Annotated in this window: 26 protein-coding genes; 11 read left to right on the top strand and 15 right to left on the bottom strand. The window is 36.8% G+C overall.

All coding sequences use genetic code 11. From position 1 onward, the window contains the following. Nucleotides 1-105 precede the first annotated feature (105 nt). The 4 genes from EI546_RS09135 to EI546_RS09120 all read left to right on the top strand — a co-directional run bounded on the left by EI546_RS09135 (nt 106) and on the right by EI546_RS09120 (nt 4141). Complete coding sequence (locus tag EI546_RS09135) at nt 106-1626, top strand: DUF4301 family protein (protein ID WP_128250255.1); 1521 nt, start codon at nt 106-108, stop codon at nt 1624-1626. Beyond that, entirely contained in the window at nt 1626-2030 is a 405-nt protein-coding gene (gene arfB, locus EI546_RS09130) for an alternative ribosome rescue aminoacyl-tRNA hydrolase ArfB (RefSeq protein WP_128250254.1), read from the top strand. The genes EI546_RS09135 and arfB overlap by 1 nt, the downstream gene beginning before the upstream one ends. A gap of 231 nt (nt 2031-2261) precedes the next feature. Beyond that, the gene (locus tag EI546_RS09125; protein WP_128250253.1) at nt 2262-2651 is read left to right on the top strand and encodes a hypothetical protein; all 390 of its coding nucleotides are present in this window, start codon (nt 2262-2264) and stop codon (nt 2649-2651) included. Between the two features lie 125 nt (nt 2652-2776). Next, on the top strand, nt 2777-4141 hold the full coding sequence (locus EI546_RS09120; RefSeq protein ID WP_128250252.1) for a sigma-54-dependent transcriptional regulator: 1365 nt from the start codon (nt 2777-2779) through the stop codon (nt 4139-4141). Here the strand turns inward: EI546_RS09120 and EI546_RS09115 are convergent. After that, nucleotides 4123-6615, bottom strand: coding sequence for a hybrid sensor histidine kinase/response regulator (locus EI546_RS09115; protein WP_128250251.1), 2493 nt, complete (start codon nt 6613-6615; stop codon nt 4123-4125). The two genes, EI546_RS09120 and EI546_RS09115, sit on opposite strands and share 19 nt — an antisense overlap. Nucleotides 6616-7301: 686 nt before the next feature. Here EI546_RS09115 and EI546_RS09110 point away from each other — a divergent pair. Beyond that, nucleotides 7302-9494: a TonB-dependent receptor gene (locus EI546_RS09110; protein WP_128250250.1), complete on the top strand. Its 2193-nt coding sequence runs from the start codon at nt 7302-7304 to the stop codon at nt 9492-9494. 97 nt (nt 9495-9591) lie between these two features. On the opposite strand, the gene EI546_RS09105 is transcribed toward EI546_RS09110, so the two are convergent. Further along, the gene (locus EI546_RS09105) at nt 9592-10032 is read right to left on the bottom strand and encodes a hypothetical protein (RefSeq protein ID WP_128250249.1); all 441 of its coding nucleotides are present in this window, start codon (nt 10030-10032) and stop codon (nt 9592-9594) included. A 340-nt stretch (nt 10033-10372) separates the two neighbouring features. Between EI546_RS09105 and greA the strand changes: the two genes are divergently transcribed. Both greA and EI546_RS09095 read left to right on the top strand, forming a co-directional pair. Further along, nucleotides 10373-10849: a transcription elongation factor GreA gene (gene greA, locus EI546_RS09100; RefSeq protein WP_128250248.1), complete on the top strand. Its 477-nt coding sequence runs from the start codon at nt 10373-10375 to the stop codon at nt 10847-10849. Between the two features lie 2 nt (nt 10850-10851). After that, nucleotides 10852-11247 carry an HIT family protein gene (locus tag EI546_RS09095; protein WP_128250247.1) on the top strand — a complete coding sequence of 132 codons (396 nt, stop codon included), beginning with the start codon at nt 10852-10854 and terminating at the stop codon, nt 11245-11247. Here the strand turns inward: EI546_RS09095 and EI546_RS09090 are convergent. Both EI546_RS09090 and EI546_RS09085 read right to left on the bottom strand, forming a co-directional pair. Next, the gene (locus tag EI546_RS09090) at nt 11244-11585 is read right to left on the bottom strand and encodes a hypothetical protein (protein ID WP_128250246.1); all 342 of its coding nucleotides are present in this window, start codon (nt 11583-11585) and stop codon (nt 11244-11246) included. The genes EI546_RS09095 and EI546_RS09090 overlap by 4 nt on opposite strands. 2 nt (nt 11586-11587) lie before the next feature. Beyond that, nucleotides 11588-12772, bottom strand: coding sequence for a sensor histidine kinase (locus EI546_RS09085; protein WP_128250245.1), 1185 nt, complete (start codon nt 12770-12772; stop codon nt 11588-11590). Nucleotides 12773-12926: 154 nt separating this feature from the next. On the opposite strand from EI546_RS09085, the gene EI546_RS09080 reads away from it, so the two are divergent. The 4 genes from EI546_RS09080 to EI546_RS09065 all read left to right on the top strand — a co-directional run bounded on the left by EI546_RS09080 (nt 12927) and on the right by EI546_RS09065 (nt 16777). Further along, the gene (locus EI546_RS09080; RefSeq protein ID WP_128250244.1) at nt 12927-13823 is read left to right on the top strand and encodes a flavin reductase family protein; all 897 of its coding nucleotides are present in this window, start codon (nt 12927-12929) and stop codon (nt 13821-13823) included. A 78-nt stretch (nt 13824-13901) separates the two neighbouring features. Further along, the gene (locus EI546_RS09075) at nt 13902-14279 is read left to right on the top strand and encodes a DUF3127 domain-containing protein (protein WP_128250243.1); all 378 of its coding nucleotides are present in this window, start codon (nt 13902-13904) and stop codon (nt 14277-14279) included. A 117-nt stretch (nt 14280-14396) separates the two neighbouring features. Further along, nucleotides 14397-15038 (top strand): leucyl/phenylalanyl-tRNA--protein transferase, encoded by a 642-nt coding sequence (aat, locus tag EI546_RS09070; RefSeq protein WP_128250242.1) that lies wholly within the window; start codon nt 14397-14399, stop codon nt 15036-15038. 68 nt (nt 15039-15106) lie between these two features. Continuing rightward, nucleotides 15107-16777 (top strand): agmatine deiminase family protein, encoded by a 1671-nt coding sequence (locus EI546_RS09065; protein WP_128250241.1) that lies wholly within the window; start codon nt 15107-15109, stop codon nt 16775-16777. 84 nt (nt 16778-16861) lie between these two features. Here the strand turns inward: EI546_RS09065 and EI546_RS09060 are convergent, their stop codons facing one another. The 11 genes from EI546_RS09060 to EI546_RS09015 form a co-directional block, all read right to left on the bottom strand. After that, nucleotides 16862-17431 (bottom strand): DNA-3-methyladenine glycosylase I, encoded by a 570-nt coding sequence (locus EI546_RS09060; protein WP_128250240.1) that lies wholly within the window; start codon nt 17429-17431, stop codon nt 16862-16864. 114 nt (nt 17432-17545) lie between these two features. Further along, entirely contained in the window at nt 17546-18142 is a 597-nt protein-coding gene (locus tag EI546_RS09055) for a hypothetical protein (RefSeq protein ID WP_128250239.1), read from the bottom strand. Nucleotides 18143-18342: 200 nt separating this feature from the next. Beyond that, a complete protein-coding gene (truB, locus tag EI546_RS09050) occupies nt 18343-19047 on the bottom strand; it encodes a tRNA pseudouridine(55) synthase TruB (RefSeq protein WP_128250238.1) in 705 nt (234 codons plus the stop codon). A 135-nt stretch (nt 19048-19182) separates the two neighbouring features. Next, the gene (locus tag EI546_RS16750) at nt 19183-19275 is read right to left on the bottom strand and encodes a hypothetical protein (RefSeq protein ID WP_128250237.1); all 93 of its coding nucleotides are present in this window, start codon (nt 19273-19275) and stop codon (nt 19183-19185) included. Nucleotides 19276-19409: 134 nt separating this feature from the next. Next, the gene (locus EI546_RS09040) at nt 19410-19610 is read right to left on the bottom strand and encodes a HepT-like ribonuclease domain-containing protein (protein WP_240673196.1); all 201 of its coding nucleotides are present in this window, start codon (nt 19608-19610) and stop codon (nt 19410-19412) included. 17 nt (nt 19611-19627) lie between these two features. After that, the gene (locus EI546_RS16585; RefSeq protein WP_262707615.1) at nt 19628-19753 is read right to left on the bottom strand and encodes a hypothetical protein; all 126 of its coding nucleotides are present in this window, start codon (nt 19751-19753) and stop codon (nt 19628-19630) included. Then, complete coding sequence (locus EI546_RS09035; protein WP_128250235.1) at nt 19740-20027, bottom strand: nucleotidyltransferase family protein; 288 nt, start codon at nt 20025-20027, stop codon at nt 19740-19742. Before EI546_RS09035 ends, EI546_RS16585 begins: the two co-directional genes overlap by 14 nt. A 78-nt stretch (nt 20028-20105) precedes the next feature. Continuing rightward, on the bottom strand, nt 20106-20945 hold the full coding sequence (locus EI546_RS09030) for a tetratricopeptide repeat protein (RefSeq protein ID WP_128250234.1): 840 nt from the start codon (nt 20943-20945) through the stop codon (nt 20106-20108). After that, on the bottom strand, nt 20936-22096 hold the full coding sequence (locus EI546_RS09025; protein ID WP_128250233.1) for a hypothetical protein: 1161 nt from the start codon (nt 22094-22096) through the stop codon (nt 20936-20938). The genes EI546_RS09030 and EI546_RS09025 overlap by 10 nt, the downstream gene beginning before the upstream one ends. A 100-nt stretch (nt 22097-22196) precedes the next feature. Then, on the bottom strand, nt 22197-22982 hold the full coding sequence (locus EI546_RS09020) for an undecaprenyl-diphosphate phosphatase (RefSeq protein ID WP_128250232.1): 786 nt from the start codon (nt 22980-22982) through the stop codon (nt 22197-22199). Next, on the bottom strand, nt 22982-23248 hold the full coding sequence (locus EI546_RS09015; protein ID WP_128250231.1) for a DUF3098 domain-containing protein: 267 nt from the start codon (nt 23246-23248) through the stop codon (nt 22982-22984). The genes EI546_RS09020 and EI546_RS09015 overlap by 1 nt, the downstream gene beginning before the upstream one ends. Nucleotides 23249-23353 lie beyond the last annotated feature (105 nt).

Genomic DNA, 23353 nt, shown 5'->3' with positions numbered 1-23353 from the left:
ATGAACCTCTGTGGACCTCGGCGTTTCTCTGCGTAATAATTATTTCACGGAGTTGCGCAGAGAAATAGTTAAGAGATTCGCAGAGGAATTTAATTATTGTACAAAATGTTTACTGAACGAAACAGACAACAAATAGAAGCTCACGGTCTTACCGAAGCGGAAGTAGAGCGCCAACTTGAGATTTTTAAACATGGAATACCTTTCGCTCACGTTGTGGGTTCCGTGTCAATAAATAATGGAATAAGAGTTTTCTCTGAAAGTGAGCAGAAAAAATATGTCGATCTTTTTGAATCTCAAAAGGATAATCTAGATCTTTTAAAATTTGTTCCCGCCTCCGGTGCCGCTACACGAATGTTTAAATCTCTACATCGATTTTTAGAAATTTATGATCCAAAAATGGATATTGAGAAATTTCTTCAAGAAGAGACAAGTAAAGATTTAAAAATATTTTTCGATTCGTTTGAACATTTTGCATTCGCTGATCTGGTCTTAAAAAGGTTGAAATCAAAACATAAAGGATTTGATGATCTTAAAAAGGGGAAAAAATACTTGTTGATTATTAAGGAGATGTTGGGTGAAGATGCTTTAAATTTTGGTTTTATCCCAAAAGGTTTAATTCCTTTCCACAAACACGATAAGGAATACATAACAGCTTTTGAAGAACAATTATATGAAGCCGCTTTTTATGCAACTTCAAATAATGTGGCGAATTTGCATTTTACTGTTTCTGTCGATCATAAGAGTAAGTTCAAGAAAAGACATGAAAAGATCCAGCATTTAGTAGAAAAGAGAACGAACACAGAATTCTATATTTCCTATTCCTTTCAGAAAAAAGAAACGGATACAATTGCAGCAACTTTAGATAATGAACTTTTTTTGGATGAAAACGGGAATATTGTTTTCCGTCCGTCTGGGCATGGCGCTTTGCTGCAGAATTTAAATGAAATGGACGCTGACATTATTTTTATAAAAAATATCGATAATGTGGTGTCCCAAAAATATGTTGAAACTATCGCTTTTCAAAAGAAAGTTTTGGCGGGGAAACTGATTTCGCTGCAAATGAAGATATTTGAACATATAGAAAAACTGGAAAAAGAAAGTCTTTCAAACAAAATAATACAGGATGCTTCCCATTTTATTTCCGAAGAACTTAAATTAACCAATGTGGGCAAAAATAAGGAAGCACTTCTAAATATTTTGAACCGCCCTATTCGAATTTGTGGGGTAGTTGAAAATACGGGAGCTCCTGGAGGTGGACCTTTTATTGTTAAAAATAAAAAAGGAGAAATTTTCCATCAAATTGTAGAGATTTCTCAGATCGATATGCATAATCCAGAACAAAAAGCTTTTGTGGATTCTGCAACCCATTTTAATCCAGTGGATTTAGTTTGTGGCGTTCGAAATTATAAAGGTGAGAAATTCGATTTAAATCAATTCGCAGATCCCGACGCAGGGTTTATTTCGGAAAAATCTTATAACGGAATTCATTTAAAAGCATTAGAACGTCCTGGGCTTTGGAATGGTGCGATGGATAATTGGAATACGGTTTTTGTGGAAGTGCCACTTATTACCTTTAATCCCGTAAAGACGGTAAATGATTTATTAAACGAGGTGCATCTTTCCTAATGAACAATGAAGTTTTATTGACAGAACTCTCCTTTAAAGGGATTCGCAGTAGTGGTCCGGGAGGACAGCATGTGAACAAAACCGCCTCAAAAGTGGAAGTATCTTTCAATATTGAAACCTCCATGGCATTTTCTGAACAGGAAAAAGAACGACTTCTCCATAAACTTTCTTCAAAAATTTCTTCGGACGGACTTTTGATTCTTCAATGTGGAGAAACTCGAAGCCAACATAGAAATAAAGCAATTGTAATTGAAAGACTTTTAGAGTTAATCCAACAAAGTTTAAAGGTTCCGAAAAAACGTAAGAAAACAAAGCCTTCCAAAAGCGCAATTGAGCGCCGTTTAAAATCAAAAAAGGAACACGCCTTAAAGAAATCTAATCGAAGGCCACCAAAAATTGAATAACCAGCATAGTCCGGAATTTATACATTCAATGTATAATTTTTACACGTCCTGTTATGAGTTTATACAGTGGGCCCTTTTCAGGATTGGTACTCTTTTTCATATAAAGAGTTGTTAATCAGTATCTTTTAAGTTATTGATTTGCTTGCGTATTCTGTGGCATTACTTTTTCTATATGAATAGCAACACAGAGATGTTACAATTACTAAAACAAATAAATTTAAAAACATAAATATGAAAAGATTAATTTTAAGTACAGCCATTGTATTGGGAGGTTTAACTGCCGTAACAGCACAGAGTGATAAAGAACCAACCGCTTTAAACAAAGCATCGCAAACTGCCGTTGAGCAAAAAGTTGAAAACAGATTGATCGCTGCCCAAGACGCTGAAACCTCCAACCTTGCAGAGGCTGTACAGGATTATAAGGAAGTAAAGATTTCTGAAGTGCCACAGACCGTTAAAGATGCCATAGCTAAGGAATTTAACGGTGCCACTATATCAAAGGCTTATGTGAATGCTCAGGGTGATTACAAAATCCAACTTGCTACCGCTGTTGCTGGAGAAACAACTGTAATGGTAAACCAACAAGGTGAGTTGATTAAAAAGGAATTAAAGAAGCAGTAAGCTGCAGGTATTTTAGATTCAATACTTCGAGAAAAGGCCGCCAGAAAATGGAGGCCTTTTTTTTGTGATAACTTTAGAGCTAGCCCCAGTTTATACTTGCTATTTTTACTATTTTAATTTTAGTCATGGTACGGCGAATACATATTGTGGAAGATGATGTGGCATTTGGAAAGATGCTCACCTCTTTTTTGGAGCGAAAGGGTTATAGTATTTCAATATCCCTCACGGGAAATCATGGCAGAAAATCTGTTGCAGAGAACTCATACGATTTTTTAATTACCGATTTAAAACTTCCCGATGATTCTGGACTGGAACTTTTAGAATATACTAAAGAGGTTTCTCCCAAAACAAAGGTTATCCTTATGACGGGTTATGCGGAAGTCGATACCGCCGTAAAAGCTATCAAGAAAGGAGCGTTGGACTATATTTCCAAACCTTTCCGTCCAGAAGAATTGTTGATGATAATTGAAGAAGCTTCCAAAAATTATTCGGCAAGCTTAGAAGTTGATCGTCTCGAAAGTATTTCGCATCCGCCTAACCAATTTAAACCCGTTTCAAGCAAACCCAGTTTTATTGTAGGAATAAGTGAAATCTCTAAAAAATTCAACGAATACCTGAAATTGGTGGGACCAACGGATATGTGCGTTCTTATTCAAGGTGAAAGTGGAACAGGAAAGGAAGTAGCGGCAAAAGCTATTCATAATTTCAGCTCCCGAAAAGATAGAAGTTTTGTGGCTGTTGATTGCGGCGCAATTCCAAAAGAAATTGCTGCCAGCGAATTTTTTGGGCATATTAAAGGAAGTTTTACGGGCGCAATCAACGATAAGAAAGGTCATTTTGAAGCTGCCGATGGCGGAACGCTCTTTTTAGATGAAGTGGGAAATCTTTCTTATGAAAACCAAATCCAATTATTGCGCGCCTTGCAGGAGCGAAAAATTAAACCCGTAGGCAGTAACACAGAAATTGAGGTAGATGTTCGCATTATTTCGGCAACGAATGAGGATCTATTAGAAGCTGTTTCCACAAAAACATTTAGAGAAGATTTATATCATCGTCTAAATGAATTCACCGTTCATATCCCATCTCTTCGCGAACGAAAGGAAGATCTGTTTCTTTTTATTGAATACTTTTTAAATGAAGCTAATGTTTCCTTAGGAAAGGAAGTTTTAGGGCTTTCCAAAGAAGTAGAAGAGGCGTTTAAAAATTACAGTTGGCCAGGAAATCTCCGTGAGCTGAAAAATGTGATAAAGCGTTCGGTATTGCTTACCAATTCAAATTTAATTCCGTTGGACGTGATACCTAAGGAAGTCTTGTTTTCCAAACCCGGGCCGGGTCCAGTTGTAGATTTTTCCAAGGAAAGTAATGAAAAACAGCTCATTATAAATGCATTAAAAGAAGCAGGCTACAACAAAACGAAGGCTGCAAAATTATTGAACATAACCCGGAAAACCCTTTATAATAAACTTGAGCTCTACAATATAGAATTGTAGGCATACACTGCTTTTAATTCTGTCAATAATTCTTCGGTCTTAAAATTGAGCTGTTCTAAATCGGTAGATAATTGCGAATCTTCTGGATTTATCCTTGAATAACTTTCCATACGCTCCAAAATAGGAATCACTTGCACGGCCTGTATTTGACGGAACATTGTCAACATTCTGTGAGAGGTTTCTCTAATAGATTCAAAATCCTTTTTCTGAAAGGATTTTTTTAAATTCATTAGATCTTTTTCCGTTTGCGCATCGAAAATCCGCAGGACTTCCAACAGGGATTCTGGTGTACTTAAAAAAGACTTTAAAAGAGAAATATCAAATTTTTCACTCTTTGGCAAGTTTACCCTAGCGGTTTTGATCTTTCCTGTTTTTTCTTTGACCGCAGTTGGTAACTCCGTGCTTATCCGCTCTGGAAAAATTAGGTTTAGGCTCTTAATAAGATCCTGACTTGCAAAGGGTTTTGCGAGCATTTCTGCAAAGCCTTCTTCCAAATAATAATCGCGTGATAGCTCTTTATTTCCGGTCATAGCAATAATTGGTTGATTTTTATAGAAATCAACTTCGCCATTTTTCAGACTTTTTAAAACTGAAAAACCATCTGTGTCTGGCATTTGGATGTCCGTTAAAATAAAATCGAAATTAGGATCCAACTTTGCGTCTTTCAAATTTTGAAAACGGTTAAAGACTTTGGTTTCAATTCCCAATTGCTGGAGCATTTCTTTTAAAAGCGATCCAATAGCCTGATCATCATCGATTATAATTCCCTTTAATCCCATAAAGGACGTTTGGGATTCCTTAGGTTTTTCTGAGAATTTCCGATCACTATTTTTCAGCGGTATTGTGAGGGTAAATTCACTTCCCTTCCCTAAAACACTTTTCACTTTTAAGGTTCCATCTAAAAGATTAGTTAGTTTTTTGGAGATGGCAAGGCCCAAACCACTTCCACCAAATTTATGTGCCGTATCTGTTTCTGCTTGGGTAAATTCGTCGAAAATAAGTTCCTGTTTTTCCTTTGAAATCCCGATTCCCGTATCGATTACTGCAATTTGAATTGTGGAAATCTGGTTGCTATTTTTTAGTTCTTCTGCTCTAAGCTCAACACTACCCTCATCGGTGAATTTAAAAGCATTTCCCACCAAATTGTTTATTATTTGACGGAGTCTCAAGGGATCGCTTTCAAAAATCCTTCCTTTTAATCCGTCAGAAATAGAGACTTTAAGCGAAACGGGTTTTTGAAGATAAACCTGTTTAACTGCATTTCCAGCCTCAGTAATTATGTTTTCTAATGAAAACGGAATAGTTTCCAAGGGCAATTTTCCCGCTTCTAGTTTTGAATAATCCAGAAGATCATCTACCAGATGTGATATAAAATGTGAGCTAGAGGTAATCTGTGCTAGATAGGATTTTTGTTTTTCCGAAAGAGCTGAGTTTTCAAACAATTCGGCATAACCGCTAATGGTATTTAAAGGAGTTTTTAAATCGTGGCTAACTGTAGAGATTAATTGTTCCCTACTTTTTAAAAGAGTTTCGGCGTAATTCTTGGATTCCTCGAGATTCTTTTTAAACCGTTCCGCTCTAAAAAAATCGGAAAGTATTAAATATGAGAAAATTAATATAACTCCGCCACCTAGGATTCCAGCAAATTTTAGAATTTGCCCTGTGCGATCCATAGATTCCTGGCGCATTTCATTTTCCAGGTTATTCTTCTTGGCAATCTCAGCATCCAAACTTGTTATTATTTCCCTCAGTCGTTCGGAGATATTCAAATCGTTGCGGATTAATTCATTCTCTTTCTGGCGTAATGATTCACTAATCTGGGAGTTCTTCTTTTTTGCTTCAGAAACAATGTATCTGGAAGCGGTAAGCATGGAATCTACAGTTTTCGACTTTACGGTTGAGGTGTCCCGAGCTGGATTGCTATTAAGGTAATCGGCATACGATTGCCAAATACGTCGCTCTCTTCTGCTTAACTTGGATGGATTCTTATAGAGCGTTTCTACTGAAATGAGTCCAATTGAGGCCTCCAACTTCTGAACTTCCTTCATAATCTCATCCAGCGAAGTATCTTTTTGATTGGTTAAACCCAGAATTCGAAGTTGTTCAATATTTTGGTTTTTTTCTATAAGCAACGACTTAACACTGTCCAACTGCATTATTTGATAATCGTTGGTGGATAAGGATTTTATTTCTTTGATTTTTACAAAAAGCGAATCGGTGGTAAGCTGGTATTTTTCAAAATCACTGTCATTTTCCGTAAGAAGTGCCAGCCTGGCAAAACCATCTGCTTCGTAAACCAAATTGATCAGCACTCCTGTTTCTATAAACTTTTTCTCTCCTACATTTTTAATGCTTCCGGAAGTAATTTTCTCAAATTCGGAGTATAAAAAGAAGCCAACAAGTACAGATAATGCACCAAGAACCAAATAGCTGAGGATTATCTTAAAGGTGAATTTATTTCGCGAGGTCGCCATTATTCAAATGTAAAGTTTATGAAGATTTTGCACAATTAATCTTGGGATAAAAGAGGGAGAGGGCGGAAATGAAATCGAAATCGAAATCGAAATCGAAAACGAAGTTGATCTTTCAACAGTAATTCTCCCCTTAAGGCTCAGGAGTCTAGCCAAATCGAAATCGAAATCGAAATCGAAATCGAAAACGAAGTTGATCTTTCAACAGTAATTCTCCCCTTAAGGCTCAGGAGTCTAGCCAAATCGAAATCGAAATCGAAATCGAAGTTGAAACTGGAAGCTTAAGGCTGAAATTCAATTCTCCTATTAGAGGTCGGGGGTCTAATGAAAGCCTGTAGGGGATGGAGGCACGGATAAAACAGAAATTAAACAAAATCTCTACTCAAATTTTAAAATGAATTGTACCTTTGCCGAACATCTCAAAGGGGTGCTAATCTAGTTATGAGTCTTGAGTTATGAGTTATGAGTTTTTTAAACTCTGAACTCTGGACTGTGAACTCTGAACTTGAGAGAAGCTGAGATTATACCCAAAGAACCTGGACGGGTAATGCTGTCAAGGGAAAAAAGGATACGATGTATCCTATGGAAAAACCCTGTGAATCCCATATTGGATTTTCAGGGTTTTTCTTTTTAATATTTACACACAAAGAATAACGCCCCTTTTATTCGTATAAAAAAACTTAATACGAATGCAAAAGTTATTGATTTCCGCAGTTTTTATTTCAACGGTTATTTCAGCGTTTGGTCAACAGACCGATTTTGAAAAACAACAGGATTCCACTAAGATCGAAGCGTTGGATGAGGTGCTATTAAAAACCGTGCGTGTAAGTGCCGATTCTCCTATTACCCATTCAAACATGGATAAGCAGGAAATTGAAAAGCGCAATCTGGGACAAGAATTGCCATATATGCTCAACTATATGCCCTCTGTCGTTACCACGAGCGATGCCGGGGCGGGAGTAGGTTATGCCTATATTCGGGTTCGAGGTAGCGACGCTTCCCGAGTGAACGTAACTCTTAATGGAATGCCCTATAACGATTCTGAGAGCCAAGTTACCGTCTGGGTAAACCTTCCCGATCTTACTTCTTCCGTTCAAAGTTTACAGTTGCAGCGCGGAGTGGGGACTTCAACTAATGGATCAGGTGCTTTTGGAGCGAGCTTAAATATAATGACAGAGGGAGTTTCGGAAAAGGCAAGGGGCCAAATTTCCAATTCCTTTGGCAGTTATAATACACGCAAGCATAACGTGGAATTTAGCACCGGTTTGCTTTCCGATCACTTTGAGGTTTCCGGTAGGTTGTCAAGGATAAAGTCGGATGGATATATCGACAGAGCTAACTCAGATTTAAAATCCTATTTTCTGCAAGCAGCGTTTGTAGATAAAAATACATTTATAAAAGCTTTGGCCTTTGGTGGACGGCAGGAAACATACCAAGCTTGGAACGGACTCGAAGATCCTGAGAAATTAGAGAATGACAGAACCTTTAATGTTTCTGGTATGTACACGGATGAAGATGGTAATATTCAATTTTACGATAATGAGGTAGACAACTATGGACAGGATATTTATCAATTAATATGGAACCAGCGTATTGACAATAACTGGAATACAAACGTTTCATTAAATTATACGAAAGGATTGGGCTATTTTGAACAATATAAGGAAAATCAAAAATTCGCAAATTATGGTTTGGAACCTATTGTTCTTGGAGGGGAAACCATAAATAAAACCGATTTAATCCGTAGAAGATGGCTGGACAATAATTTTTATGCGGCTAGTGGAAATGTGAATTATAAAGATTCAAGTTGGGATATATCTTCAGGTGTTTTCTACAGTTATTATGAAGGAGAGCATTATGGTGAAATAATCTGGGCGCGCTATGCCAGTAATTCCGAAATACGGGATCGATATTATGATGGTGATGCACATAAAACAGAATTTACCGTATTTTCAAAAGCAACTTTCCAACTCAGTGATTCTTGGAGCGTTTATGGCGATCTTCAAGGACGCTTTATTAACTACAAAACCTCTGGAATCACATCTGATTTAGTTGAAATGGATTTGGATAAAAAATACACTTTCTTTAATCCCAAAGCTGGGCTTACCTACAAATTGAACTTAACAAACCAGTTTTATTTCTCTTATGGAAAAGCCCATCGCGAACCAACACGAGCCGACTTTCGTGAAGATATAACTACGGCCGAAAAACTCGATGATTTTGAGCTGGGATGGCGTTTTGGTTCGGAGAATTTTAAATTAAATTCGAATGTCTATTATATGGATTATAGAGATCAATTGGTCCTTTCGGGAGAACTGGGAGATACCGGAAAACCATTGCGAATGAGTAGTGGGAAAAGTTATCGACTTGGTCTGGAAGTGGATGCAGAAATAAGGATATTGGATAATTTAAGAACGCTTCCAAATATTTCTCTAAGCTCCAATAAAAATGTGGATTTTGTCGCCTCTATTGATGGAGCGCTTGCAAATTTGGGGAATACGGATATTTCGTTCTCTCCTTCAGTAGTAGCAGGAAATATGCTGGAATATTCACCCACTAAAAAATTACAACTAGCTTTTCTATCAAAATTTGTAGGAGAACAATTTATGGGAAATACAGATAGCAAGGCGTCAAAACTTGACAGTTATTTTGTTAACGACTTCAATATTGTTTACACCTTGGAAAATTTGCCTTGGATCAAGGAAATAGCTTTTTCAGCTTTAGTGAATAATATCTTTAATGTAAAATATATTTCCAACGGTTATTACTATACCTATGATGATGATTACAGCAATCCTGGAACCGTAACAACAATAGAAGGTGCCGGATATTTTCCACAAGCGACTATCAATTTTCTAGTTGGGGCAACTATTAAATTTTAGTTTTCCAAATAAATTTAAATTCATTTAAATTTAAAAATTCTAAAAGAAAAATCGTTCTAACTTAAATTTAACCAGTTATCGAGCGGGAGTCCGTATATTAATTAGTAATTATAACACTATTTCCTACCCGTTCTGCCCGGTATTGCTGCATGGGGTATTTACTGCCATCTGCCGGAATTGCTTGTCCGAAATTGGTGACGAGATAAGCGTTATCGTCAGTTGGGCATGGACACCTGGCAACAAGTCCATCCATTTCCATTCTAGAGCAGAAATTTGGCGGATGATTGGGATCTGTTAGGTCAAAGGCGAGATAATAGGAATCGCTTACACAGTAAACAATTATGCCCTTAATTCCCTGAGGAGCGATAATATAGCTTCCAGGGAATTTAAGTGGATTGTATTCTGGGAGATTTAGGTTTAGGTTAAGACTAACCACTGGATTTGTCAAGTAAGGATTGCGTACTTGCTTGTCGTCGCTCTTGGAGCAAGAGATTGTAAACGAAATAATTAGAAGTGAAAGAAGCTTTATTTTTTTCAAGGTATTTATTTTTACGACGAAATTACAACAAAATGTAAAACAAGTAAATTTTTTGTATATTTGTTGAACACGATCCCGTCAAAGTATGGGATTTTTTTAGTTTATTGATGTGAGTCCCGCCACGTGTCGGGATTTTGTTATATTATAGAATATGTATGTTCTATATCTCTTTTAATTTTTAAATTTTGTTTTGAAATATTGTTTATTTCTCATCTATTATCAGGTAAAATAAGGGTCTAACTAGACCTGGATATTATTTTACCACACATTGAAATCAAAGAACACATTTTATACAATATTAGAACACTGAAAGGATGTTACATACGCAAACGATGAAGTTATGACTAAAGTATCTTATTATACAGCCGAAGGGTTAAAGAAATTGAGAGATGAATTGGATAATCTACGCGACGTAGAGCGTCCCAGAGCCTCTAATGCCATTGCGGAAGCAAGGGACAAGGGAGATTTGAGCGAAAATGCCGAATATGACGCTGCCAAAGAGGCCCAGGGAATGTTGGAATTGAAAATTGCAAAACTCGAAGAAGTGCTTGCCAATGCTCGATTGATAGACGAATCGCAATTGGACTTGAGTAAAATCTTGGTGCATTCCACGGTAAAGATTAAAAACCAAGCCAATGGCATGGAAATGAAATATAAATTGGTAGCCCAAAGCGAGGCGGATCTTAAGACCGGGAAGATTTCGGTAGATTCTCCTATTGGAAGAGGATTGCTTGGAAAACAACAAGGTGAGGTCGCCGAGATACAAGTTCCGAGTGGAATTCTTAAATTTGATATCTTAGAAATATCAAGAGACTGACCATGGCAACATTATTCACGAAAATTATCGAGGGGGAAATTCCCTGTTACAAGGTAGCCGAAGACGAGAACTTTATCGCCTTTTTGGATATTAATCCCAACAGTAAGGGACATACACTCTGCGTTCCCAAAGAGGAAATCGATAAGATTTTTGATATGGGTGAACATCTGTATCTACAACTGATGCAATTTAGTCGAAAGGTTGCAATTGCGATAGGTAAAACAGTTCCCTGTAAAAGAGTTGGAATGGCCGTAGTAGGCCTTGAAGTTCCTCATGTTCACGTCCACCTTATACCCTTAAACGAGATGGACGATATGCGTTTTACAAAAAAAGTGAATATGACCTCCGAAGAGTTTCAGCGATTGGCAGATGCCATTGCTGATAAACTAAAAGTTTAGAATAGGAATATATAGCCGAGAGCGCCAATTACTATTATCGCCAAAACAATCAATATATAAAATAGCGGTTTTACACTAAGATACTGTCTTCTTGTTTCCGCTATTTTTTTATTGTAATCATAAACCCTTTCGATGTCTTCAGTCCAATTTACCGGGTAAATAGGATTTTTACAGTTGTGGCAATATAGTGTTTCAGAAATATTCCGATTGGGTTTATGAAAAAAAGCATTCTCATCTTCATCTTGGGTAAATTTCAATTCCAGTCCATCCGTGCCAAAACAGGTGGGACAATTGTTTTTTAATTTTGCGGTGTGCAATATGTTGGTTTTCTTGGTCATTTTCAACTGTCAATTTTGAGGGCAATTTCTATGGTTGTACCTTGATTCGGGACACTTTTTAGTACGTGGATTTTACCCTTATGGTATTCTTCAATAATTCGTTTAGCTAAGGAGAGGCCAAGCCCCCAACCTCGTTTTTTGGTAGTATAACCCGGAGTAAAGATGCGGCGTGCTTCACTTTTTGTTAAACCTTTTCCGGTATCCATTACCCGGACAAAGGCATATTTAGCATTTTTTTCTATAGAAATAGTGATTTTGCCTTTCCCTCTCATAGCGTCTATACCGTTTTTAACTAGATTTTCCAAAGTCCAACTAAAAAGCTGGGGATTCATCCTTACAAAAATGGGTTTTGGTGGTTGCTCGATTTGTGATTCCGGTATATTTAATTGGAAATCAATCATTTTTGAAGTACGATTTTTCAAATAATGAAAGCTACTTCGGGTTTCAGAAACCAAGTCGCAATGTTCTAATTTTGGAATGGATCCTATTTTTGAAAATCTTTCGGTAATGGTTTCCAGACGTTTGATGTCTTTTCCCATTTCTTCCACATAATCCTGATTGATATTTTCACTTTTCAGAATTTCAGCCCAGCCAATCAGAGAAGAGAGAGGCGTGCCAATTTGATGGGCAGTTTCCTTTGCCATTCCCGCCCATAATCTGTTCTGTTCCGCAGATTTCGAAGTTTGGTAAAAAAGATAGATTGCCAAAACAAAAAGAAAAATCATCAAGATCAAGGCAGCTGGATAAAATTTAAGTTTGTTGATCAATGGTGAATTTCCGTAGTAGATGATAGCGAAAAGCCGATCTTTATATCTTACCTCTATGGGTTCATATTCCGAGGCAAACTGCTTTATCTTCTTGGTGCGTGCCTTTTCATTATCGAGAATTTTTTCATCGATATTTCTTCCCGAATATATATTTTCCTTCAAGGTGTAAAGGATCATTGGTGTAGTGCTATTGCTTTGAATAATGGTAAGCGCAGTGGTGCTCGGATTATTTCTATCGTCCAATTGATCCTGAGCCATGGCCTGAAGTTCCTCCTGGGCTACTGCCCAAATTTCCATTTTAGCGCGTTCTTTTTCCTTTAACTGATTAAAAAAATCATAAGTATTCCACAGAATAAGACTAACAATAAGAAGAGAAGCTAAAATAAAACCCCATCGGAAGAGTGTTTTCTGGCGAAACATAAAGAATATTTTTTTCTGATAAATTTAATGCCAATCCCTTAAAATTAAGCAAGAGTGGCGATAAAAGAAAGGTTTAAATATAAGGCAAATATGTTGAAATTATTGTGCAGCCATCTTTTTATAAGCTGTAATCTTTTGGGTACATTTGCGAGATATGATCTCAATTTCACCACAGGATATACCTACGGGACAACTGCACCAGTATCTTTTGGGGGCTGTATCCCCTCGGCCCGTTGCTTTCGCAAGTACTATGGATAAAGAAGGAAAAGTAAACCTTTCTCCCTTCAGCTTTTTCAATGTATTCGGTGCGAGGCCTCCCGTTTTAATATTTTCACCCGCTCGAAGAGGTCGTGATAATACTACAAAACACAGTTATGAAAATGTTTTGGAAGTTCCAGAAGTAGTCATAAATATTGTGAGTTTTGAAATGGTCCATCAGGTATCTCTTGCATCTACGGAATACGCCAAAGGGGTTAATGAATTTAAAAAAGCCGGTTTTACCGAAATTCCATCAGATATCGTTAAACCACCTAGAGTTGCAGAAGCACCCGTTCAACTTGAATGTAAGGTGATGAAAGTGATTTCACTTGGAAACGAAGGTGGAGCAGGAAATTTGGTGATATGTGAAGTGGTAAAACTTCATATTAAGAAGGATATTTTGGATGAAAATGGTGTTATCGATCCCCATAAAATTGATACCATAGCCCGACTTGGAGGTAACTGGTATACTCGTGCCAAAGCAGGCCTATTTCAGGTGCCAAAACCTTTGACAACGCTTGGAATAGGGGTGGATATGCTTCCAGAGGAAATTCAAAAAAGCAAGGTGTTGACTGGAAACGATTTAGGTATGCTTGGAAATATTGAAAATTTTCCAAATACAGAGGAAATTAATACCTTTATAAATGCTTCCGAAGAACTGAAACTAATTCTGAATTCCGGTTGTTCTGATACAATTCACAGGAAGGCCCAAGAATTTTTATCTGAGGGTGAAGTGGATAAGGCTTGGAAAGTACTTTTGAAAAGTTTGGATTTATCCTCGGTCCAGAAATAAGAAAGCCTAATTTTTGAAGCTACTTCGCTATGGCATTGCAATGTGTTGAGGAAATAAAAATCGATAAATTATATAGAAATGGAATTACAAGGAAAAATTAAAATGATAGATGAGACCAAAACTTTTGGCAACAATGGTTTTAGGAAACGTGAGATGGTTATAACCACTGAGGAACAATATCCCCAATCTATAATGATTGAATTTGTTCAGGACAAAACTGATTTATTGAACTCATATAGAGTTGGTCAAGATGTTAAAGTTAGTATTAATATTCGCGGCCGGGAATGGACCAATCCCCAGGGAGAGGTAAAATATTTTAATTCCATTCAGGGATGGCGAATTGAAAGTTTAACCCAAGCTCCCGATAGTGGCAACCGTCCACCTGTACCGCCAGCGGAAGCTTTTGAGCCTGCCAATGATTATAATGAGGAGGAACACGACGATCTTCCTTTTTAACTATGAAGCTCTGTGAGAGAGCGGTCAAACTTCTATCGAAAATTGCAAATTAATTGATAGCCTCGAAGGGTTAGATAATCCTTTGAGGCTTTTTGTTTGAATATATCTAAAATATCAATGGTTTATCTTTCCGAAGAACTTTGGTTTCCAGATCCAAAAAACGCCCCTCCCGATGGTCTTCTAGCAGTTGGAGGCGACCTTTCGCCGGCACGTCTGCTTCTGGCATACCAGAGTGGTATATTTCCGTGGTTTGAAGAAGGGCAGCCTATTATATGGTGGAGCCCAGATCCGAGGATGGTTCTTTTTCCCGATAAATTCAAACTCTCAAAAAGTCTTCGGCAAACCTTGCGAAGTGAGAAATTTGGAATCACTTTCAACCAGGATTTTGAGCGGGTAATAGCAAATTGTGCAACGGTGCCAAGAAAGCGTCAAGCAGGAACGTGGATAACCAAAGGAATGCAAGAAGCCTATTTTGCACTCCACAAACTAGGGTTTGCAGTGTCCATTGAAGTTTGGCGTAACGACGAATTGGTTGGCGGACTTTACGGAATAGATCTTCCACAGAAAAAAATATTTTGTGGCGAAAGCATGTTCAGTTTGGTAAGCGATGCTTCAAAAGTTGCATTCTACTTTCTTTCCCAATATGCGAAGTTTAATGGCTATAAACTTATTGATTGCCAAATCTATAATTCGCATTTAGAAAGTCTGGGTGCGGAGGAGTTGGAGAGAACAAACTTTTTAGAATTTCTGCAATTATAGAATTCTCGATTAACGATGAATAGAAGATAAATAAAAACATACCTTAGTGACTTCCAATTTCTTCAGTTATGAAAAACAACTATACCAAATACATTCTTGTCCTGATAATGGTACTGCAGAGTGCTTTCCTCTTCTCTCAGGAAAAACCCAACTTACCACATCATTTAACCGAATCGGAGAAAGGTCTGATTTCGGAATTTCAGTTTACGAGCTCCCGATTATCTCCCCCTCCTACTGGTTTGGTGCGGGCTGCCGCGGAATGGGAGGAAGTGGAATATTTATTGGTAACCTGGAACCCTGCCTATCCAAATATACTTAGACAAATAGTGGCTGCTGGAGTGCAGGAATGCAAAGTGATGATTACCACCCAAAATCAAACTTCTGTTTCCAATTATCTAACCTCAAATGGTATCGATATAACGAATGTTTCCTTTTTAAATGTTCCTTGGGACAGTATCTGGATTCGGGATTATGCAGGAAATACTATTTATTCAGATGATGTAGGAGAACGGGCCTTGGTAGATTGGATCTATAACCGTCCACGTCCAAATGACGATGTTATGCCAATAGCCCACGCCGCCCAAGCAGGAGTTAATCTTTTTTCAACTACCTCTGGCATAAATGATTTAGTTAACACGGGAGGAAATTATATGAGTGATGGATTGGGCAATGCGTTTGCTTCCAATTTGATTTTAAATGAAAATTCAGCTGGAAATCCATATGGCGTGAGCGTAAAGACCGAAGCTCAAATTGATGGGATTATGCAGGAATATATGGGTATTAACCGTTTTGTGAAAATGAACACTTTGCCTTATGATCAGATCCATCATATTGATATGCATATGAAATTGTTGGATGAGGAAACCATTCTTGTAAGTAAATATCCACCGGGAGTTGCCGATGGTCCCCAAATTGAAGCAAATATTCAATATGTATTGGATAATTTTGAGTCTCCTTTCGGAAGTCCCTATAAAATAGAATGGATAGAGGCACCTCCAAGTACTGGCGGACAATATCCCAATTCCGGAGGTCCTTATAACACCTTTAGCAATGCCGTTTTTGTAAATAAAACTATAATGGTCCCGACTTACCGCCCGGAAGTTGACGTTCCCGCCTTAAATCAGATCCAGCAACTTTTGCCAGGCTATAATGTAGTAGGAATAGACGTTGATAATCCCGGCGAAAACCTAATCAATTCTTTAGGTGCTATCCATTGTATTACCCACACTATTGGTGTAGCCGATCCGCTTTGGATTGTTCACCAGCCTATTGATCTTGCCAATGCTGGGAGTACGATATCTATTGAAGCCATGGTAAAACATATTTCGGGAGTTGCTCAGGCCAAGGTTTTTTGGCGGGAAGTGGGAACTACTAATTATGATGAAATTGAAATGGTACCATCTAGCTCGGACTACTGGACAGCCAACTTAAATGTTCCAAATACTTCTGTTGATATTGAATATTATATTTGGGCCGAAGCGATGCCGGGAAAGGAAATGACAAGACCCATAGTTGCGCCCGAAGGTTTTTGGACGATTCAGGTTGAAACACTTTCTATGGATGAATGGGCAGCTAAACATATTTCGGCCGCTTACCCAAATCCAACTTATGGAAAAGTTTTTTTTGATTTAAATTCGATTCAAGGTTCTGTAAAAGTTCAGATCCATAGTTTATTGGGTCAAAAACTTTATGACGCCGAAGTAGAAACTGGAAATGGAAGGCTGACTTTGGATCTTTAATCCAAACTGGCAAGGAACATTACTTGTTACTTTTCAGGGTAGCTTTGGCGAAATTCACAAAAAGGTGATTAAAATCTAATTTTATTAAACTTCGTTATATCTAAAGCAACTTTTCACGTGATCGTTGATCATTCCGGTTGCTTGCATATGGGCGTAAATAACTGTACTACCGACGAACTTGAATCCGCGTTTCTTTAAATCTTTACTTATTGTATCGCTTAACGGAGTAGTCGCCGCAGCGTCCTTATGGGATATCAATTTATTTTTAATTGGTTTGTTATCTACAAATTCCCAGATATAATTACTAAAACTCCCAAATTCATTTTGCACTTGCATAAAGGCTTGCGCATTTGATATAGCTGAATGTACCTTTAATTTATTACGGATTATTCCTTCATTCTGAAGAAGTTCATCAATTTTTGATTGATCGTATTCCGCGATTTTCTTATAATCAAAACCATCAAAAGCCTCTCTAAAATTTTCTCGTTTCCGAAGGATGGTTATCCAACTCAATCCTGCCTGAAAGGTTTCCAAGATTAGAAATTCAAATAGGGTTTTGTCATCCCTTACCGGCACACCCCATTCCTCATCATGGTATTTCACATAAAGCGGATCTGTTCCGCACCAACTACAACGACTTTTTTCTTCCTCCATTTTTGAAATTATGAATTCTGAATTCAGAAATTATTTTATTTTTTTAACCAACAACCAACCAACTACCACTGAAAACTGCTACTTTTCCTGACAACTGACTACTGACCACTAAAATCACCCTTGGCCGGGAAAGTTAAAGGTAATAGTTCCCAGTTGTTTGGCCCGAGAGGCGTCGCTGGTGAATTCTGCTTGGAGTGCATATTCTGTGGCGGCATCTATTAAGCATTGGTTTGAAGAAGAGGAAGCATTTTGGTTATAAGTTGCTTTTTTTACCTTTCCGAGGTTATCTACTTCAATATTAATAACAATTTTCCCAGATCCATAACAGGTATAAACGGGATTTGGAAGATAAATATCTCTACGATTTAAAAGTCGGTAGCTAATCGTGGTATTTCGGTTCCCACCTTCAACAACAGCCGGTTGTTCTTTATTGGTATTGCTATTGGACAATTTTGTGTTCTTCTTTTTTTCAAATGGAGCATAATCCGCCATTCCATCATCACCATTATTTTGTTGGGAGTCTTCTATGGCTTGATCCATTTCTTGCAATTTTCCTTCAGTGGTTTCCGTAAGCTCCTGATTTTCCTTTTCAACAGATGAAATGAACTTCTCCGCTTCATTATAAGCTTTGTTGGTTTCCACTTTTACTTCTTCATCCATAAGGGAAGCCATGTCTTTCTCTTCCAAAAGATCTTCTGGTACAATTATCATATCATATGTGTCAGTAGGAGGGGTCCTTTCCTTTGCTCCGGATAGCTTCACACTAATAAGAAACAAGACTAAAATACCCGTTAAAAGACAGGTGATAAGAAAAGCTTTATATGAATAATTAAAATTCATTACTGCAAGTACTGAAATTTAATGTAAAATTCCACAAAAACTTGCTAATAAGGGGTATCCTTAATTATTATTTAACTAGTGAGTGAATCTTCAAACTCCTTGATTCCCACTGCATTTTCAACTGAAAAGTCGCCAATTTTGGTTCTGCGAAGCACAGAAAGATGAGCGCCATTTTTAAGTGCTTTTCCAAAATCGTTTGCCAGGGAACGTATATAAGTCCCTTTACTACAAACCACACGGAAATCTACTTTTGGCAATTCTATTTTGGTGATTTCAAATTCTGAAATCATTACATTTCGAAAAGGAATTTCCACTTCTTCTCCATTTCGGGCAAACTCATACAGTCGTTTTCCCTCTTTCTTCAAAGCAGAAAATACGGGAGGCTGTTGTTTAATTTCTCCTAAAAAATGGTTTACGGCATTTTTTATATCTTCGGAAGTAATATTGGAAATATCGAAAGTTTGGTCAATCTCTGTTTCCAAGTCGTAACTTGGCGTTGTCGCGCCCAAAGTGAAAGTTCCGGTATATTCCTTTTCCTGGGCTTGGTAGGTATCGATTTTTTTAGTGAATTTTCCAGAGCAAATTATCAGTAGGCCCGTTGCCAAGGGATCTAGCGTTCCAGCATGGCCCACTTTAATCTTTTTTATACCGAATTGTTTTCTGATAAGCCACCGAACTTTGTTAACTACTTGAAATGAGGTCCATCCCAATGGTTTATCAATCAAGATTACTTGGCCTTCGGTGTAATCTTCTCCTTGGAGGGAATTAATGTTCATTAGCGAGATTTTTCTTTACTTGGGCGTTGTATTTTATGCTGCATTATATATCTCAATTAAATCCTTCTCTATAAAAGGTTTAAACTCTGACTTTAAACCACCTTTAGTGACCAAATCGATTTTTCTTTTTAATTGTTAGATTAAATCCATATAGATGCCTCCAATATCGAGATAAGTAACTCCCTTAGGAAAATCCACTAAGATATCTATATCACTATCCTCAGTCATTTCCCCACGTGCGTAACTCCCAAAAACAGAAACTTTGGTTTGAATGGCATAAGCGTTTTGATGATTATTTTGTTTATTTCAGGATTCATAAATGATTCAAAGATAGAGAGTTGGAATGTGGTATGGTTTTTTTGCTATTTTTCGTTTTCGAGGATGTGAAGTAATTGCCGTTTTAAATTTGGCAGGTCTTCTTCAGGTGTTTTTAAAATCATTTCAGGGATCAGCCTTTCGTAATCGTGAATTAAAACATCTCTAAAAGCAGCCATTTTCTTCCAAGGCACGTCTGGATATTTTGTTTTGAAATTATTATCTAATCTTTTGGTGGCCTCTCCTATTACTTCGAAACATCTAATTATTGCAAACTCAGTCTTTTTGTCGATAAGCTGTCACTATCGGAGACATCTTGAGAAATGAATTTTTCCACGTAGCCTATATATTCAAGGATATCGGAAATATACCCTGAATTAATCTTTTTCATAAATTGTATTTAAGTCCCGCATTACGAAAGGTTTTATCCACTCTTTAAGACCCTTTTTTGAAACCAAGTCAATTTTTCGTTTAAGTCTTTCTTCCAAATCCAACTTCATTCCAACCAAATCAAACAAAGAGATGCATTTCTTAAAATCGTATAAAACGTCAATATCACTCTCCTCGGTCATTTCCCCACGCGCATAACTCCCAAAAACAGCAATCTGTTTCGGTTCAATGGGCAAAAGCGTTTCGATTATTATTTTGTTTATCTCGGGATTCATGGTTTAACAAATATAAGGATTTGCATTGGGGTGCTGAATCTATGATTTTAATATTTTCTGTTAATTGAATTGTGTAAGTTATTCATTCATTTCTCTTTCAATCCTATAGAGAAATACCTTGTCAAATCTCTCGACATAAGGCTCACCCATATTATAAGCAATGTATTTTTTTGCCAATTCAAAATTTTTATCAGCTTTCGCCTTTTTATTTAACATCTTGTAAACCAACCCTAATTGAAAATACGCTTCCGGAAATTTGTCGACGGAGGCCAAAGATTTTTTATAATATTTAATTGCGTTATCGAAATCTTTCATTTCAGCATAACACCTTCCCATATAGAAGAAAATCATATAATTGTCGTTAATATCGAAACCAATTTTCTCTTCTTCAATGTTAACAATCTCAAAGGTTTCAATGGCTTTTTCGTATTCACGAAGTTTATATAAAGCTTGCCCTTTATGAAACCCACAAGGCTCTCCCCAGCATGGATTATAAGTTCTCCCTGATATTTTTTCAATTAAATCCACGTCTCTTACCGCACCTTCATAATCTCTATAATAGTACAAAAGCGTCCAAGCTCTATATTCCAAAACATCTGTTTTACCCTGTGCAGTGTCAATTTCCACGGCTTTGTTCAAAACTTCCATCGCCTTAATATGGTCTCCTACTTTCTTATAGGAATAGGAAAGTTTCTGTCTTATTTCCACATTATCTGGCTGTACCATTAATGCAGAATCTTTATAAACCCGATATAATTCTGAGGGTTGCAAAAAATAATTTGATAATTCGTGATAGTAATTTGATAGCTCCTCTTTTTTGCTGTCGTCCAACGTTGCAAAATCTGAAGTCGATTTTTCTTTACAGCTTAGAAATACATGAAAAATAGTTCCTATAAAAATGATTTGTTTTATGGACATAAGTCTACAATTTTTCCTTTCTCCAGTTTAAACATTAAAAATCCATGAACATCTTTGTATTTGAGCCATTCTTTTTCTGAAACAGATGAGGGGAAATCGTTTAAAAGGCTCACTTTATTTAAAAGATGATTTACCATCTCTTTTTTGAAAGAAGTTTTTTTGAAATCCCTATTCATTTGAATTAAACCGAAATTGCCAAGATTGCCTCGACAGTTTACAGTATAATGAATAATGATATATCCTGATTTCATATCATTTTTAGGTGCGTCAATATTTACATATTCTACGATGTAGTTATTCCCTTTCTTGTAAGTTACATCGTCACCATAATAATATTCTCCTTGATAGCCATCAAAACATTTTGAATATTGTGCGGTGTTTTTAATTAAATCTTTGAAATATTCAGTGCTAGTAGAATCCTTAACAAACTTTATGTTTTTGATTTCTCTCGAAGAAAAATCCCTTAATCCAACGGTTTGGGAGTCGGCGCCGATTATTTGATAAATTGGTTGTGGATTATCCACTTCTTTTTGAAAGGAAAGAAAATAATTCTGGTCTATTTGAAAGATATGATATGCTTTGGTTTCGTATTCAGAAACTGTTTTTAGCCCTTCATAATAGTATTCCGTAATAATATTTAAGCTGTCATTTCTAAAGTGCAACAATTGTTTGATTTTCAAATCTTCATTAGGATTGCTGTTTTCATCCTCAATAACATCATAATTCCAAATAGAATTTCCTATTTTATTTTGAATTTCTTCAATATCAAGTTTCTTAACGGCAGCTAATTTTTCAAATTTAGCAACGCTCTTCGGACTTATAATACCATTTTTAAATTGTTGAAAATTTAAAGTATCCAAAAGGTTATATGCGAAAAAGCCATTCTCTTTTATCTTTAATATTTTAAAATGATGCTTTTCGAATTGAATTCCCGTAGTATCTTCAATTCCTTTGCTTACAATCTTATCAATCAAATTTCCCGTATTGTCAAATAAAAAAACAGAGTCCTTTTTTTGCTGAAAAATATAAGGATATGGAACCAATTGATCCATCATTCTATAGGCTCCAACAAACATTTGTGAGTCTTCAATTTTTTTGTCTCCACAACTGCATAAAACTAAAGCGACAAGAATTGTAATCGTTAATCTCATTTTGTAGCCGTGATTGTTTCGGAAAAAAGAATTGTGTACTTATTTTATTTCAGGTGGAATAATCCTTGAAAGATAAGAAAGAAAAATTTGGTTTGAAGTTTTAAATAACCTCCAACTTCATTACAAAAAAGTGGATCAACAAAATGGCAACTCCAGCGAAAATGCGATAGTAGCCGAAAATCTTAAATCCGTGTTTGCTCAAATAATCTATAAAGAATTTTATGGCAATCAGTGCGACTATAAATCCTACAACATTTCCAATAATAAGATGGTTCACCTGATCTGGAGTTAATTCAAAACCAGCCTTATAATAATCGTAACTTTTCTTTACGGTTGCTCCGAGCATTGTTGGAACCGCTAAAAAGAAGGAAAATTCCGCAGCGGTTTTTCTCGATAATTTCTGGGTCATCCCACCAACGATACTTGCACCGCTTCGGGAAACACCTGGAATCATTGCCAAACATTGAAAAAATCCAATTTTCAATGCGGTTATATAAGAGATTTCGGTTTCTTCCCCATCTCCAAACCAATCGTCGACTTTTATAAGTATTATTCCACCAATTACCAATGAAATTGCAACTGTCAACGGACTTTCGAGCAAACTATCAATAACGTCATTCAATAATAGACCTAGTACCACTGCCGGAAGAAAGGCCACCAAAAGTTTATAATAGAAATCTATACTTTGGAAAAATCTTCTAAAATATAAAACAACTACAGAGAGAATAGTACCCAATTGGATAACTATGGTAAAAAGTTTTGTAAAATCATCTTGGGCAATGCCAAAAAATGAAGATGCAATGATTAAATGACCGGTTGATGAAACGGGTAAAAATTCGGTTAACCCCTCAATAATGGCAAGAACAAAAGCTTGAAATGTATCCACTAATTTTCTTCTTTAGGCGAAGGATTCAACAAAATGGCATAAACCTCAATGGCAAACCCTATTAAAACCAAGGCAGGAGCAAGTCTAATCCTTCTCCAACTATAAATTTCAGGATTAAAAACATTTGGATCGTCACTTCCGCCGCCGGCCATCAAAATAAAACCCAAGGCAATAAATGCAATCCCAATAAGCATAAACTTATAGTTCTTAGCGTGGAAAATAAATTCCGGCTTTTCCACTTCTTCTCTTCGTTTTTTTTCTCCCATTTTTACTCAGGTTTCAGGTTTCAGGTTGCAAGTTACAGGTTGCAAGTTTACAGGTTTAAAAGGTTTGAAAGATCTTTGCCAAATCCCACATCTCCAGCCTCCAAT

It is taken from the genome of Aequorivita sp. H23M31 (assembly GCF_004022485.1).
GTDB classification, from domain to species: domain Bacteria; phylum Bacteroidota; class Bacteroidia; order Flavobacteriales; family Flavobacteriaceae; genus Aequorivita; species Aequorivita ciconiae.
Note: the sequence above shows the minus strand (reverse complement) of the source record. Positions and strands in the feature narration are given on the sequence as shown.